The organism is Nocardia sp. Root136 (genome assembly GCF_001427185.1).
Classification (GTDB): Bacteria; Actinomycetota; Actinomycetes; order Mycobacteriales; family Mycobacteriaceae; genus Nocardia; species Nocardia salmonicida.
Window position 1 is genome coordinate 513,021 of record NZ_LMFE01000001.1, and the last position, 12,767, is coordinate 525,787.

Sequence of the window (12,767 nt, forward strand, 5' to 3'; positions counted from 1 at the left end):
GCCGTTTTTTCGTCTTCGACCCATATAGCAAATGCGTTCCCGCGCAAACCAAATCGCGTCTCGCTCACCGAGACACACACGACAACACTGCAACGATTCCGTTACGTTGTGGCGATGTTCTTAGCGAGACTCGGTGTGCGCACCCGGATTCTGGCGATTGCTCTCGTACCCAGTTTGACCCTGGTGGTCGTCGGCGTCGGTACCGCCGGCTATCTGGTCAACGAGAGCAACAAGGCCAAGGCGTGGGCCACAGAGCTCCAGCAAGCCGGCCCCTCGACGCAGGAAATGGTCGAGTCGATCCAGTCCGAGCGCCACCTCACGATGTCGCTGGTCGCCGGCGACATGACCGTGACACCCGCGCTGCCCGCCGCGCGCACGCGTACGGACGCCGCGTTCGCGAAGCTCAACCAGATCGTGCAGCAGATGCAAGCCGTCGACGGCGCCGATATCGGCGACAGTCAGGCCGAATTCGCCACCTCCCAGCAGTATCTCAAAGCCATGCGCGGCGGCGCCGACGCGGGCATGCTGCCCGCCACGGACGCCTACATGTTCTTCAATCTGGTGGTCGACAAGTTCGTCCAGGGCACCAAGATCGCCGTGCTCGCCGCGCCCGACGCGACCGTGTCCTCCGGTGTGGGTGAGGGTTTGCGCCTGCTCAACATCATCGAGGCCATGTCACGCGGCAACGCGCTCGGTTCGGCATTGGTCGCGGCCGACGGCGACTTCGCTGTCGGGGTCGACGAATTCATCCGCCAGAGTGGCTTCTACCGCACCGAACTCGCCAACCTCACCTTCGAGCTCCCCGAAGCCGAGCGCAACGCTGTCGTCGCGCTGACCGCCTCTGCGCAGTGGCAGCAACTGACCCAGATGGACAACGCGATCATCGCGCGCTTCTCCACTCCCGCGGTCACCACGAGCACTGCCAAGGCGGCCACCCCGCCCGCGCTGCCGATGCCCGCCGCCGAATGGCAGAGCGCCGCGGCCAGCGTCAACCGGACGCTGCTCGATGTCTACACCGGTCACAACAGGTTCATCCAGACCCTGGCGAAGGATTCCTCGCAGCGCGCCGAGGCGACCGCGGCCGCGGCGGGCGGCGGCGTCATCGCCCTCAGTGTGCTCGCCTTCCTGGTCGCGCTGGTCCTCGCCAATCGAATCATTCGCCGCCTGCGCAGCCTGCGCACTGCCACGCTGCAGCTCGCCGACGAAAAGCTGCCTGCCACCATGCGCGTCCTGCGTGATGGCGGCGAGGTCGAGTCGAGCGATACCTCCCCGACCCTGGACTTCGGGCACGACGAGATCGGTCAGGTCGCCAAGGCCTTCGAGCACGCCGCCGCGGCGGCGATCGGTGCCGCCGTCGACGAGGCCCGCACGCGTGAGGGTGTGCGCGCGGTGTTCCTCAATATCGCCCACCGCAGCCAGATCGTGGTGCACCGCCAGCTCGAGATCCTCGACGAAGCCGAACGCCGCCAAGAGGATCCGGCACTGCTGGAGACGCTGTTCCGGCTCGACCACCTGGCCACCCGCGAACGCCGCAACGCCGAGAACCTGATCATCCTCGGCGGCGGTCGACCTGGTCGCCAATGGCGTCAGCCGGTGCCCGTGATGGACGTGGTGCGCAGCGCCATCGGCGAAACGCTCGACTACGCGCGCGTGCGGGTCACCAAGCTGCCCGACGTCAACGTCGTCGGCACCGTCGTGGCCGACCTCGTGCACCTGCTCGCCGAGCTCGTCGACAACGCCACCGCGTTCTCCCCGCCGCAGTCGCGGGTCGAGGCGGGCGGCAATGTCGTCGGCAAGGGGGTGGTCGTCGAGATCACCGACCAGGGCATGGGCATGAGCGACGACGACCTGGTCCGCTACAACACCATGCTGGCCGATCCGCCGGACTTCGGTGTCGGCACGCTGTCCTCGGACTCGCGCCTCGGCCTGTTCGTGGTCGCCCGGCTGGCCCTGGCACACGGTGTGTCGGTGCGGCTGAGCGAATCCGATTACGGCGGCATCCGTGCCATCGTGCTGATCCCCCAGCAGTTGCTGGCGGGCGAGGCCGATTCGGCGGGCACGCCGCCCACGACGACCGGCCCGCTGCGGCGTGGTCTGCCCGCACCGCAGGAATCATCGGCACCGGTCGCCGCCCTCGAAGCGGCTCCGGCGCCCGTCGCGACCTTGGTCGCCGACCCGCCGACCCCGCGTCCGATGGCGCCGGCCCCGGAGGCGCCCCCCGTGCAGAACCCGCGCTACGACACCGGCTCCGACGACCGTCCCGCACTGCCGCGGCGCAGCAGGCAGACGAATCTGGCACCCGAACTCACCGAGCCGGCCGCCGAGGCGCCACGCGCACCCGAGCGTCCCCGCTCCGCAGAACAGGCGCGCGACATCATGTCCGCGATCGAGAACGGCACCCGCCAGGGTCGCAAGCAACAGACCACATCGAATCAGGACGAACAGGAAGGCTGAGGTGAACTCTTCCCCCGGTGATCTCAACTGGCTACTCGACGATCTCGTCGACCGGCTGGCAGGGGTCCGCTACGCGGTTGTGCTGTCCACCGACGGACTGCTGCTCGGACGCTCCTCGCAGATGAAGCGTGAAGATGCCGAACACTTCGCAGCCATGTCCTCGACCCTCTACGGTCTCGCGCGCAGCGCGGGTAGCCGGTTCGACGGTGGCGGTGTGCGCCAAGCGGTGATCGAGCTCGATCGAGCGGTGCTCTTCGTCACCTCCGCAGGCGAAAACGCCTGCCTGGCACTGCAAGCCAACGAGTCGGCCAATCTCGGCATGGTCGCCTACGAAATGAATCTCACCGTGCAGCGGGTCGGCAGTTATCTGTCGACGGAGCCGCGGCACGGGCATGCGCAGCTATAGAAAGTTTCGACAATGACTCGACTCGGCGATCCGTGGTTCGACGACGCGGCCGGACCCCTGGTCCGGCCGTACGCGGTGACCCGCGGCCGCACCATGGGTGCGGCGCACGACCTGGACATGCTCACGGTGGTGGTAGCAGTGCATCCCGCCCCCACCCTGCGCAAACCAGAACCCGAGTACACGACGATCGCACAGTTGTGCAAACGTCCGCAGTCGGTGGCCGAGGTCTCGGCCGTGCTGAAACTGCCTCTGGCGGTGACCAAGATCCTCGTCGGTGATCTCATCGCCGAGGGCCACCTCATCTTCCGGGCTCCGGTATCGGCCGAGGCCGGTGCCGGTGACCTCAACATATTGCGAGCGGTTCTGGATGGCATCCGAAAACTTTGACCCGACGTCCGCAGGCGACCAGCACATGGCCGCCTCGGTCAAAATCCTCATCGCCGGCGGCTTCGGCGTCGGCAAGACCACCATGGTCGGCGCGATCAGCGAGATCGCGCCGCTGCGGACCGAAGAGCTGATCACCGAGGTCAGCACCGGTGTCGACGATCTGTCGGGCGTGGAGCAGAAGCACACGACCACAGTCGCGCTGGACTTCGGTCGCATCACCATCGACCGGGATCTGGTGCTGTACCTGTTCGGTACGCCCGGACAGGACCGCTTCTGGTTCCTGTGGGACGAGCTGTGCCGTGGCGCCCTCGGCGCGATCGTACTGGCCGACACCCGGCGGTTGAGCAACTCGTTCGCGGCTGTCGACTTCTTCGAGCGGCGCGGCTTGCCGTTCCTGATCGCGGTGAACTGCTTCGACGGCGCGCCGCGCTACACGGTCGACGAGGTGCGTGACGCGCTGGACCTCGACCCGAACACGCCGGTGATCCTGTGCGACGCGCGCGATCGGCCCTCGGCCAAGGCGGTGCTGACGCACCTGGTCGAGTACCTGATCGATCGCGCCGCACGGACTCCCGTCACCACCTGAGCGGCTAGGCCGAGCCCGGCGCGGCGACTGCCCGCTCCGCGGCTCGGCTGGTCTGCTCCCATGCCGACCAGGTGGCCATCTTGGCTCGCGCGAGGTCGAAGGCCAAGTCGTACACCATGTTTCCGAGCAGCAGGCGCAGCGGCGGTTCCTCGGCGCCGACCAGCCTGAGCAGCGCTTCGGCGGCGAGGGCCGGTTCGCTGTCGACCGACCCTTCGGCCCACTGTGCCTCCAACTGTGCGCGCAGCGGAGCGTAGGCCTCGATCGGTGTGGTGTTCGCCATCGCCGAATACAGGTCGGTCCAGTACCCGCCCGGTTGCAGAATGCTCACGCGCGCACCGAATTCCGCGGCTTCCATCGCCAGGGCCTCGCTCATGCCCTCGAGCGCGAATTTGCTCGCGGCGTACATTCCCGACAGCGGGAACCCGGCCAGTCCGCCGATGCTGGAGACCTGCACGATGTGCCCGCCACGCTGGGCACGGAGGTGCGGAAGCACCGCCTGGCTCACCCAGAGCGCGCCGAAGAAGTTGACCTCCATCTGCGCACGGGCCTCGGTTTCGGTGAATTCCTCGATCATGCCCATCGACAGAGTGCCCGCGTTGTTGACCACGATGTCGAGACGACCGAAGTGCGCGACGGCGGCATCGACGGCCTCGTGTACCGCACCGCGATCGGTGACGTCGAGTGTCAACGGCAGGACCCGGCCCGGATGGGCGGCGGCGAGTTCGTCGAGTGCGGATCCGGTGCGCGCGGCGGCGGCGACCCGGTCCCCCGCCGCCAGCGCGGCCTCGGCGAAAGCCCGGCCGAGACCGCGGCTGGCTCCGGTGACGAACCAGATACGGGATGTGGTGGTACCGGTGGTGGTCATGGCGATCCTCCTTGCCTAGACAAGACGTTGCGTCTCGCCTGATGATTCGAGGATGCCCTCGACTCGCCGTCGTGTCAAGACGCAACGTCTCGTCTCTTCAATTGCTAGGATGGCGCCATGAGTCAGCAGGTGAACCCCACACCACGGCCGACGGCCGACGCGACCCGGCGCAACGAGGGATCTCGGCGCGCGATCCTGTCCGCCGCCTTCGAGCTGGCGGGCGAGATCGGCTACGACAAGCTGACCATCGAGGCGATCGCCGCCAGGGCCGGCGTCGGCAAGCAGACGATCTACCGGTGGTGGCCGTCCAAGGGCGCCGTCCTGCTCGACGCGTTCCTGATGCTCAGCGAGACCGGCGACGACGCGACACCCGGCCTGCCGGACACCGGCGACCTGGAAGCGGATCTGAAACTCGTCCTGCGCGCCACCGTCGCCGAACTGGCCGACCCCCGCTTCGATCTCCCCCTGCGCGGCCTGACCAGCGCCATCATGCACGACACCGCCCTGGCCGCGACTTACGTTGAACGACTCCAGGGCCCCGTCGACGATCTGAAACGCCGACGGCTGGCCGCCGCGCAGACCGCGGGCCAGATCGCCGCCGACATCGACCTCGACGTGGCCATCGCGATGATCTGGGGCCCACTGATGGACCGATGGCTACTGCGCACGGGCACACTGACCACCGACTTCGCCGATCGCGTGGTGGAGACCGCCCTGCGCGGCCTACGCGGCTGAATTCACGGAACGGGCCGTCCGCAGGGATATTCGGCCGACTCGGCCGGGCCGACGAACGAGAGATCGCGTATTACCCGCGTAGCGACGCGGGCAGCGGGGACCGGTCGCCCGCGCCGGGGCCGTCCACCGGCTTCAGATCGCGGCCCCGGACCCGCTCCCCGCAGTGCGAGCACACCGGCTCGATCGTGGCGACGTGGCCGCAGCCGCGATGCAGCGCCTCGACCGGGGCGCCGTTCGGGGCAGCCCATTCGTCGCCCCACTGACGCATCGCGGTCACCACCTGCCACAGGGAGCGACCTTTGGCGGTCAGGCGGTAGTCGTAGCGGACGGGATTGTCCTGGTAGGGCTCCCTGGTCATGATCCCGTGTTCGACCAGGCCCTCGAGGCGTTGGGTGAGCACATTGCGGGCGATGCCGAGCCGGTCACGGAAGTCGTCGAACCGGGTCACGCCGAAGAGGGCGTCGCGCACGATCAGCAAGGTCCACCACTCCCCGACCACCTCCAGGCACTGGGCCATGGAGCAGTTCATGTCTTCGAAGCTGGTGCGCCGCATGACCCCAGCATAGTCGGTTGCATGAAAGAACTCACCGATCTATCGTGAGTTGCATGATGAAACTCACTGGGGGTCTCGGCGCGCAATTCGCCCTCACTGCCACGGAATCCGGGCGGTGGCATGCCGTGGTCGACGATTCGTGGCGCGGCTGGACGGGCCCACACGGCGGCGCGCTCGCCGGGCTGCTGATCGAGGTCGCCCAGCAGGCGAGCTCGCGCGACTACCCCGTGCGCGCCGCCGATGTCCGGTTCCTCGGCAGACCGGCGACCGGCGCGTTCACCCTGCGCGCCACCGAACACACCGTCGGGCGCAGCACGACGATTCTGGATGTGATCGCCGAACAGGACGGTGCGCCGGTCGCGGCGGCCACCATCACTCTCGGCGCGACCAGTGCGACAGCGATCCCGGCCCACAGCGCCCGGCCCGCGCCCGTCGTGGCGGCGCCACAGGACTGCGCGCTGTTCCAGCTGCCGCCCGAGATCGTCCCCGTCGGCACGCATTTCGTCATCCGACCCGCCGCGGGTCCGTTGCCCCTCAGCGGTGCGGACGAGGCGATGATGTGCGCCTGGATCGGACTCGACCCCGCGCTGCCCCTCGACGCGCCGAGTCTGGCCGTCCTCGCCGACGCGCTCCCACCCGGCCTGTTCCCGCTGCTCACCGCGCCGGTCGCCGTCCCGACCGTCACCCTGTCGCTGCAACTACACGCCGATCTCACCCACCCCGGCGACACGCCCGTGCTGGTCCGCGCCGCGAACGTCCGTTCCGGGGACGGCTGGTCGGTCGACGACACCGATATCTGGGACGGCGAGGGCGTTCTGCTCGCCACCGCCCGTCAGACCCGCCGCGTCCTCGGCTGAACGAGAGCTCGATCATGAAATCCATTGCCCCGTCGCGGGATACGAATCCACGCCTGGTGCTCGCCATCGTCTCCATCGGCGTGCTGTTGTCGAGCCTCGACCTGTTCATCGTCAATGTCGCCATGCCTGCCATGGCAGCCGACTTCGGCGCCGGACTGACCGAGCTGTCCTGGGTGCTCAATCTCTATGCCATCGTCTTCGCCGCGCTGCTCGTTCCGGCCGGTCGGCTCGGTGACCGCAGCGGTAACCGCGGCACGTTCCTCACCGGACTGGCGATCTTCGTGATCGGGTCGGCACTGTGCTCGGCGGCCTGGAACGTGGAGTCGCTCATCGCTTTCCGCGTTGTGCAGGCCGTGGGATGCGCGCTCCTCACGCCGTCCTCGCTCGCGCTGGTACTCGCCGCGACGCCACCGGAGCGGCGCGCCGGCGCGGTTCGGCTGTGGGTCGCGTTCGGCGGCCTCGGCGCCGCGCTCGGCCCGGTCCTCGGCGGGCTGCTGGTCGAACTCGATTGGCGCTGGGTCTTTCTCGTGAACGTGCCGATCGGCGCGGCCGCGTTCGCGATCGGCGTGCGAAAGCTGCCGTGCCCGCCCGCGGCGGGTGGTCCGCTGCCCGATCTGTTGGGCGCGGGAGCGCTGATCGGCGCGGTCGGATCGTTGATCCTGGCCGTCGTCGAAGGTCCCGAGTGGGGCTGGACCTCCGCCGGGGTCCTCGCCGGGTTCGGCGTCGCGATCGCGCTCGGTGTCGTTTTCGCGGTGAGCTCAGCCCGTCATCACAGCCCGATCATCGACCCGGCCCTGCTTCGGGTCCCGAATTTCACGCTCGCGGGGGCGAACTCGCTGGTGTTCCAGATCGCGTTCGCGGGCATGCTGCTCTCGGTCACGCTCTGGGCGCAGAACGTGTGGGGGTGGTCGGCCTTGCAGACCGGTCTGGCGATCGCGCCCGGCCCACTGGTCGTCCCGTTCGTCGCCGTCGCCGCGGGCAAGCTCATCGCCCGAATCGGCTCGGGCCCGGTGATCGCGGCAGGCGGGCTCGCCTTCGGCGGCGGGCTCCTGTGGTGGGCGCGCGCGGCCGAACTGTCACCGGACTACGTGGGTGGCCTACTCGGCGGGATGCTGCTCACCGGCCTCGGCGTCGGGTTGACCCTGCCGACCGCGTTCGCGGTAGGCGCGGGAACCCTTCCCCCGCAACGCTTCGCGACCGGATCGGCTGTCCTGAGCATGGCCCGCCAACTCGGTCTCGCCATCGGCGTCGCGGTGCTCGTCGCCCTACTCGGTACCCCGAACACCCCGGCTGCCACGCTCGACGCCTTCCAGCGCGCCTGGTACGTGACCGCCGCGGTCGCGGTCCTGGCCGGGCTCATCGGCTTCGCCGTACGGTCCGGGCAGGCAGTCGAATCGCCCGGCGACGTCACCACTCCGGTGGCGACCGAGAACTCCGGGGGCGCGGCAGTTTCCGCCTGACCCCGAGCGGTCGGCGACCACGATGTCGCCGGCCGCGTCCCTCGGTCCGCTCAGCCCCAGCTCGCGTGGTCCGGAACCGACGAATCGAAGATTACGTAGAAGAAGTGACCGGGGGTCAGTTCGTTCACGTCGTGCCAGCGACCCCATGGGTCTCGCTGGTAGTAGCGCTCCATCCCGGTGCCGTCGTCGAAGCAGACGATGTTCGAGGTGCCGAACGGGCTCCAATAGACGTCGGTGCCGGGGCGCGGCGGTACGAGCGGGGTGCGGAACAGGTGACTGCACGGCGTGATGACGGGGTCGTAATAGGTGGGCTGGGCGGCGGCGGTGGCCTGCCCGGCGATCCCGGCGACCGTGACCGCGGCGGCCGCGAAGCCGAGACGAACTATGGAACGCATCGCATCTGCTCCTCACCCGAGCGGAAAGGAAGGCCCTTCGTATCGCAAACGATATTACGCCCGCTCGCCAGGCTGCGCGGAAATCCGACCGTAGACGGATATGCCGAGCACCCGGTCGCGCTACCGTGGCAGGACCGGGCTCAGCGGAAAGTAGGAAAGCTGTGGACAGCACGACGATTGCACGGCAATGCACACTGTGCGAGGCACACTGCGGAATTCTGGTCACCGTCGAGGATTCGCAGGTCACCCGCATCGAAGGCAATCCTGACGACGTGCTGTCGAAGGGCTACATCTGCCCGAAAGCGACAGCCATGGGCGGTCTGCACCACGATCCGGACCGGCTGCGGACACCGATGCGCCGCGTCGGCGACACCTTCGAGCCCGTCGGCTGGGACGAGGCATTCCGAGAGATCGGCCGGCGTTTGCGCGCGGTCCGGTCCGCGCACGGCCCCAGCGCCACCGGGATGTACATCGGTAACCCCGCCGCCCACAGCTCCTCGGTGATGTACGGAGCGCTGCTTCGGACCGCCCTGCTGACCCGCAACTTCTTCTCCGCGTCCTCGATCGATCAGTTCCCGCAGGAATTCGTCGCGTGGCGGATGTTCGGCTCGAACGTTCTCATGCCGGTCACCGATATCGATCGCACCGACCGACTGGTGGTGCTCGGCGCCAATCCCGCGGTATCCAACGGGTCGATCACCACCATGCCCGGCGCGAAGACGCGGATCAAGAACGTCCGCGCACGCGGCGGCACCGTGGTCGTGATCGACCCGCGCCGCACCGAGACGGCCCGGCTGGCGGACGAGCACGTGGCGGTCCGTCCCGGCGGCGATATCTACCTGCTGCTCGGGATGCTGCACGTGCTGATCGTCGAGGAACTGTGCGACGAACGGGCGGTGCGGTCGCTCTGCACCGGCTGGGACGAGCTCGCCGACCTGGTCGCCGATACCACCGCCGAACGCATGGCGCCGCTGGCCGGCGTCGACGCCGAGACGATCCGACGGCTGGCCCGTGACCACGCGGCGGCGCCCTCCGCGGTGTTGTACGCCCGCATCGGGGTGTGCCAGCAGGTGACGGGCACGCTCACCCACTGGCTGGTCAACACGATCAACGCGGTGACCGGAAATCTCGATCGGGCAGGCGGTCAGATGTTCGCTTCCCCGGCCGTCGACGCCGCCCGCTACGCGAAGTACCTGCCGATGGGCCACGGCGCGTGGACCGACCGGTCCGGCGCGCACAAGTCGTTCCGCAGCGAACTGCCGGTCGCGGTCCTCGCCGAGGAGATCCTCACCCCCGGACCGGGCCAGATCAAGGCGATGATCACCTACGCGGGCAATCCGGTGCTCTCGACTCCGCAGGCGGACAAGCTCGACGCCGCGCTGGAATCATTGGATTTCTACGTGGCGGTCGATATGTACGTCACCGAGACGACCCGGCACGCCGACTTCATCCTGCCGCCCGTCTCGGCGCTGGAGCGCGAGGAACTGAGCCTGCTGTTCCCGATATTCAGCGTGCGCAACAACGCCCGCTACGACGCCAAGGTCTTCGATCCACCGGCCGACGGACTCGAGGACTGGCAGATCCTGGCCCGGCTGGTGACCGAACTGGTACCGCTGCCGGGACGACGGTTCGCCGGACGCGCGCTCAACGCCGCGTTCGAACAGCTCAGTCCCCTGCGATTGACGGCGGCGGCCGTCGCGACAGGCCCCTACGGCGTCCTGCGCCGCGGACGAAAAGGGTTGACGCTCAGCAAGATCCGCGACACACCGGGCGGTGTCGACCTCGGCCCGTTGCAGCCACGGCTGCCCGAGCTGATCGGCACCAGAGACCGCAAGACGCACTTGGTGCCCGAGGATTTCCTGGCGGCGGTGCGCACGGTCCTCGACGAGACGATCGCGACGCCCGAACCCGGTTACGACCTGCAACTCATCGGACGGCGCCACCTGCGCAGCAACAACTCCTGGCTGCACAACATCCCGTCGATGGTGAAGGGCCGTGACCGCTGCACCGTGCTCATCCACCCCGACGACGCCGCCGCCCGTGGTCTTGCCGACGGCGATCCGGCGACGATCGAATCCCCCGTCGGTTCGATCGAGGTACCGGTGGAGATCAGCGGCGATATTCGCCCCGGGGTGGTGGCGATTCCGCACGGATGGGGGCATCGCGAACCCGGGGTCGGCTGGACCGTCGCGGCGGGACTGCCGGGCGCCAATGTCAACCTGTTGCACGACCCCGCCCGCACCGACCCGCTGTCGGGCACCTCGGCGGTCAACAGCACGTGGGTGCGAGTGAACCCGGTCGGGATCGAAATCCCGGACGCCACACCGCGATCCGAGGTCGCCGCCGCGCCGCGGTGAACCCGATCAGGAATCCGGGTCCACCGCGTCGGGTTCAGCGAAAGCGCAGGTTCGCGGTGGCGAGGCCGAAGATCTTGCGACCGCCGGACTTGGCGACGATGGCGATCACCGCGCTGCGGGTGGCCGGGTCCAGCGACTTCACGCGGCCGACGTATTCGACCTGGCCGCCTTCCCTGCCGACGATCGTGTAGGTCGACAGGCGAACGCCGTAGCGGGTGACGGCGCCGGGGTCCCCGGACCAGGTGGAGAGGAAGCCCGCGCCCAGGCCCATCGTCAGCATGCCGTGGGCGATGATGTCGGGCAGGCCGGCCAGCTCGGCGATCTTCTCGTCCCAGTGGATCGGGTTGACGTCACCGGAGACACCGGCGTAGTTGACGAGGTCGCCGCGCGAGATGCGGGCATCACGCAGCGGGAGTTCGTCGCCGACGGTCAGTTCGTCGAACGACATCGTGGTGTTCGGAACGCGGGCACCGCCCTCGACCGACAGCGGAACCTCACCCTCGGGACGCAGCGTGGTCTCCACGACGGCGTTCTTGTCGGCGCTGTAGATACTCACGCCGTGCACCATGATGTTCTCCACCGCGGCGGTGATCGCGGGATCGACCCCGTCGTCACCGGTGATGCCCACGACAGTGGTGTGCATGATGTGGACGGTCTCGCCGAGCTCGTCGACGAAGGTGTTGGTGACGGTGATCAGGTCCTTGCCCGCGATCGTGCGCACCGAGGACAGTTCGACGTCGACAACGAGGCGGTCACCGGCCACGATCGGCTTGTGCTGTTCGAAGACCTGCTCGGTCTGCACGAACATGTCGTAGCCGACCACCACCGTTTCGAACAGCAGCCTGTTGGCCGCCATAGCGGGGATGGACACGAACGTCAGCGGCGCGACCAGACCCGGGTAGCCGAGCGCGGCGGCCGCCTCGTCCTCCCAGTGCGCGGGGTGGAAGTCCTGGACCGCGCGAGCGTATTCGCGGATCTTCTCGCGGCCGACCTCGTAGACACCCTCTACCCGGTAGTAGTGCCCTACCTTCGACGCAGTATCAGGGGCATCGACGGGCGGGACATCGACTACGGAAGTCACTATGAATCACCTTCGTTCGGGGAACGGACACCCGGCAGGCTAGTCGACGCGCAGGCGGAGCGGACATTCCTTGGCACAGTTCACAGTTCTGTCGCCTTCCTTCGCGCTCAGAAGGAGGGTACGTCGCTGGTGCTGGCATTGCCACCGATCGAGGGTTGCAGCGTGATCTCCCAGTCGGAGTCACCGTCGAACTGGTCGTCGAACTTCTGGAACTCGCGCTCGCGGGTGAAGGCGAGCGTCGCCTCGTCCCAATCCTTTCCGGTCTTCAGATAGACGTAGTAGGTGCCGTCGATACCGTTGAGCGTGGCGTTGGAATTGCCCTGGACGTAGATAGTGGCCTGTGGCTTCTTGGGATCGCCGTTGGTGACCACGACCGCGAAGTCGTCGCTGTTGCCGTTGACGATGTCGAGCTTGCCCGCACCGACCAGCCCGTCCTGCTGGACCACCGCACCGTTCTCGCCTCGACGGTTCAGTACCGGCGCCGCGGGAGTGCTCGCGCGCACGGTCGTGGTGGCCTTCGACGAGCTGCTCGTCGGCGCGGCGTCGACGGACTGCCCCGACTCGCATCCACCTACCAGAAGGGCCGCCGCGATCGCGGACACGGCATACCACTGACGACTCGACATTGTTC

At 68.2% G+C, this 12,767-nt stretch carries 13 protein-coding genes; 8 read left to right on the forward strand and 5 right to left on the reverse strand.

The window, feature by feature from the left end; genetic code table 11:
• The first annotated feature begins 114 nt into the window (after positions 1-114).
• From ASD42_RS02555 to ASD42_RS02570, 4 genes are read left to right on the forward strand one after another with little or no spacing between them, the layout of a single operon-like run.
• Positions 115-2,454 carry a sensor histidine kinase gene (locus ASD42_RS02555; protein ID WP_056815228.1) on the forward strand — a complete coding sequence of 780 codons (2,340 nt, stop codon included), beginning with the start codon at positions 115-117 and terminating at the stop codon, positions 2,452-2,454.
• Between the two features lies 1 nt (position 2,455).
• The gene (locus tag ASD42_RS02560) at positions 2,456-2,860 is read left to right on the forward strand and encodes a roadblock/LC7 domain-containing protein (protein WP_056809728.1); all 405 of its coding nucleotides are present in this window, start codon (positions 2,456-2,458) and stop codon (positions 2,858-2,860) included.
• A gap of 12 nt (positions 2,861-2,872) precedes the next feature.
• Complete coding sequence (locus ASD42_RS02565; RefSeq protein WP_056809730.1) at positions 2,873-3,247, forward strand: DUF742 domain-containing protein; 375 nt, start codon at positions 2,873-2,875, stop codon at positions 3,245-3,247.
• On the forward strand, positions 3,228-3,833 hold the full coding sequence (locus ASD42_RS02570; RefSeq protein ID WP_056809731.1) for a GTP-binding protein: 606 nt from the start codon (positions 3,228-3,230) through the stop codon (positions 3,831-3,833). The genes ASD42_RS02565 and ASD42_RS02570 overlap by 20 nt, the downstream gene beginning before the upstream one ends.
• A 4-nt stretch (positions 3,834-3,837) precedes the next feature.
• On the opposite strand, the gene ASD42_RS02575 is transcribed toward ASD42_RS02570, so the two are convergent.
• Positions 3,838-4,698 carry an SDR family NAD(P)-dependent oxidoreductase gene (locus ASD42_RS02575; RefSeq protein ID WP_056809734.1) on the reverse strand — a complete coding sequence of 287 codons (861 nt, stop codon included), beginning with the start codon at positions 4,696-4,698 and terminating at the stop codon, positions 3,838-3,840.
• Between the two features lie 117 nt (positions 4,699-4,815).
• On the opposite strand from ASD42_RS02575, the gene ASD42_RS02580 reads away from it, so the two are divergent.
• Positions 4,816-5,433 (forward strand): TetR/AcrR family transcriptional regulator, encoded by a 618-nt coding sequence (locus tag ASD42_RS02580; protein WP_056809735.1) that lies wholly within the window; start codon positions 4,816-4,818, stop codon positions 5,431-5,433.
• A 70-nt stretch (positions 5,434-5,503) separates the two neighbouring features.
• On the opposite strand, the gene ASD42_RS02585 is transcribed toward ASD42_RS02580, so the two are convergent.
• Positions 5,504-5,986, reverse strand: a complete 483-nt coding sequence (locus ASD42_RS02585) for a winged helix-turn-helix transcriptional regulator (protein ID WP_056809737.1) — start codon at positions 5,984-5,986, stop codon at positions 5,504-5,506.
• Between the two features lie 53 nt (positions 5,987-6,039).
• Between ASD42_RS02585 and ASD42_RS02590 the strand changes: the two genes are divergently transcribed.
• Together ASD42_RS02590 and ASD42_RS02595 are read left to right on the forward strand one after the other, a co-directional pair.
• Positions 6,040-6,843, forward strand: coding sequence for a thioesterase family protein (locus ASD42_RS02590; protein ID WP_056809741.1), 804 nt, complete (start codon positions 6,040-6,042; stop codon positions 6,841-6,843).
• Positions 6,844-6,857: 14 nt separating this feature from the next.
• Complete coding sequence (locus ASD42_RS02595; protein ID WP_084786990.1) at positions 6,858-8,303, forward strand: MFS transporter; 1,446 nt, start codon at positions 6,858-6,860, stop codon at positions 8,301-8,303.
• A gap of 50 nt (positions 8,304-8,353) precedes the next feature.
• On the opposite strand, the gene ASD42_RS02600 is transcribed toward ASD42_RS02595, so the two are convergent.
• Positions 8,354-8,698 carry a hypothetical protein gene (locus ASD42_RS02600; protein WP_056809743.1) on the reverse strand — a complete coding sequence of 115 codons (345 nt, stop codon included), beginning with the start codon at positions 8,696-8,698 and terminating at the stop codon, positions 8,354-8,356.
• Between the two features lie 161 nt (positions 8,699-8,859).
• Here ASD42_RS02600 and ASD42_RS02605 point away from each other — a divergent pair, with 161 nt between their 5' ends.
• Entirely contained in the window at positions 8,860-11,055 is a 2,196-nt protein-coding gene (locus ASD42_RS02605) for a molybdopterin oxidoreductase family protein (RefSeq protein ID WP_056809745.1), read from the forward strand.
• Positions 11,056-11,089: 34 nt separating this feature from the next.
• Here the strand turns inward: ASD42_RS02605 and ASD42_RS02610 are convergent, their stop codons facing one another.
• Both ASD42_RS02610 and ASD42_RS02615 read right to left on the reverse strand, forming a co-directional pair.
• Positions 11,090-12,136, reverse strand: coding sequence for a fused (3R)-hydroxyacyl-ACP dehydratase subunits HadA/HadB (locus tag ASD42_RS02610; RefSeq protein WP_056809747.1), 1,047 nt, complete (start codon positions 12,134-12,136; stop codon positions 11,090-11,092).
• A 107-nt stretch (positions 12,137-12,243) separates the two neighbouring features.
• Positions 12,244-12,762, reverse strand: a complete 519-nt coding sequence (locus ASD42_RS02615; protein ID WP_131816947.1) for a hypothetical protein — start codon at positions 12,760-12,762, stop codon at positions 12,244-12,246.
• Positions 12,763-12,767: the final 5 nt, after the last annotated feature.

Excerpts from the sequence above, each read along its gene's own strand:
- ASD42_RS02585 (WP_056809737.1), bottom strand. The coding sequence starts at position 5,986 with ATGCGGCGCACCAGCTTCGAAGACATGAACTGCTCCATGGCCCAGTGC.
- ASD42_RS02595 (WP_084786990.1), top strand. The coding sequence starts at position 6,858 with ATGAAATCCATTGCCCCGTCGCGGGATACGAATCCACGCCTGGTGCTC.
- ASD42_RS02570 (WP_056809731.1), top strand. The coding sequence starts at position 3,228 with ATGGCATCCGAAAACTTTGACCCGACGTCCGCAGGCGACCAGCACATG.
- ASD42_RS02575 (WP_056809734.1), bottom strand. The coding sequence starts at position 4,698 with ATGACCACCACCGGTACCACCACATCCCGTATCTGGTTCGTCACCGGA.
- ASD42_RS02615 (WP_131816947.1), bottom strand. The coding sequence starts at position 12,762 with ATGTCGAGTCGTCAGTGGTATGCCGTGTCCGCGATCGCGGCGGCCCTT.
- ASD42_RS02555 (WP_056815228.1), top strand. The coding sequence starts at position 115 with ATGTTCTTAGCGAGACTCGGTGTGCGCACCCGGATTCTGGCGATTGCT.
- ASD42_RS02600 (WP_056809743.1), bottom strand. The coding sequence starts at position 8,698 with ATGCGTTCCATAGTTCGTCTCGGCTTCGCGGCCGCCGCGGTCACGGTC.
- ASD42_RS02565 (WP_056809730.1), top strand. The coding sequence starts at position 2,873 with ATGACTCGACTCGGCGATCCGTGGTTCGACGACGCGGCCGGACCCCTG.
- ASD42_RS02580 (WP_056809735.1), top strand. The coding sequence starts at position 4,816 with ATGAGTCAGCAGGTGAACCCCACACCACGGCCGACGGCCGACGCGACC.
- ASD42_RS02590 (WP_056809741.1), top strand. The coding sequence starts at position 6,040 with ATGATGAAACTCACTGGGGGTCTCGGCGCGCAATTCGCCCTCACTGCC.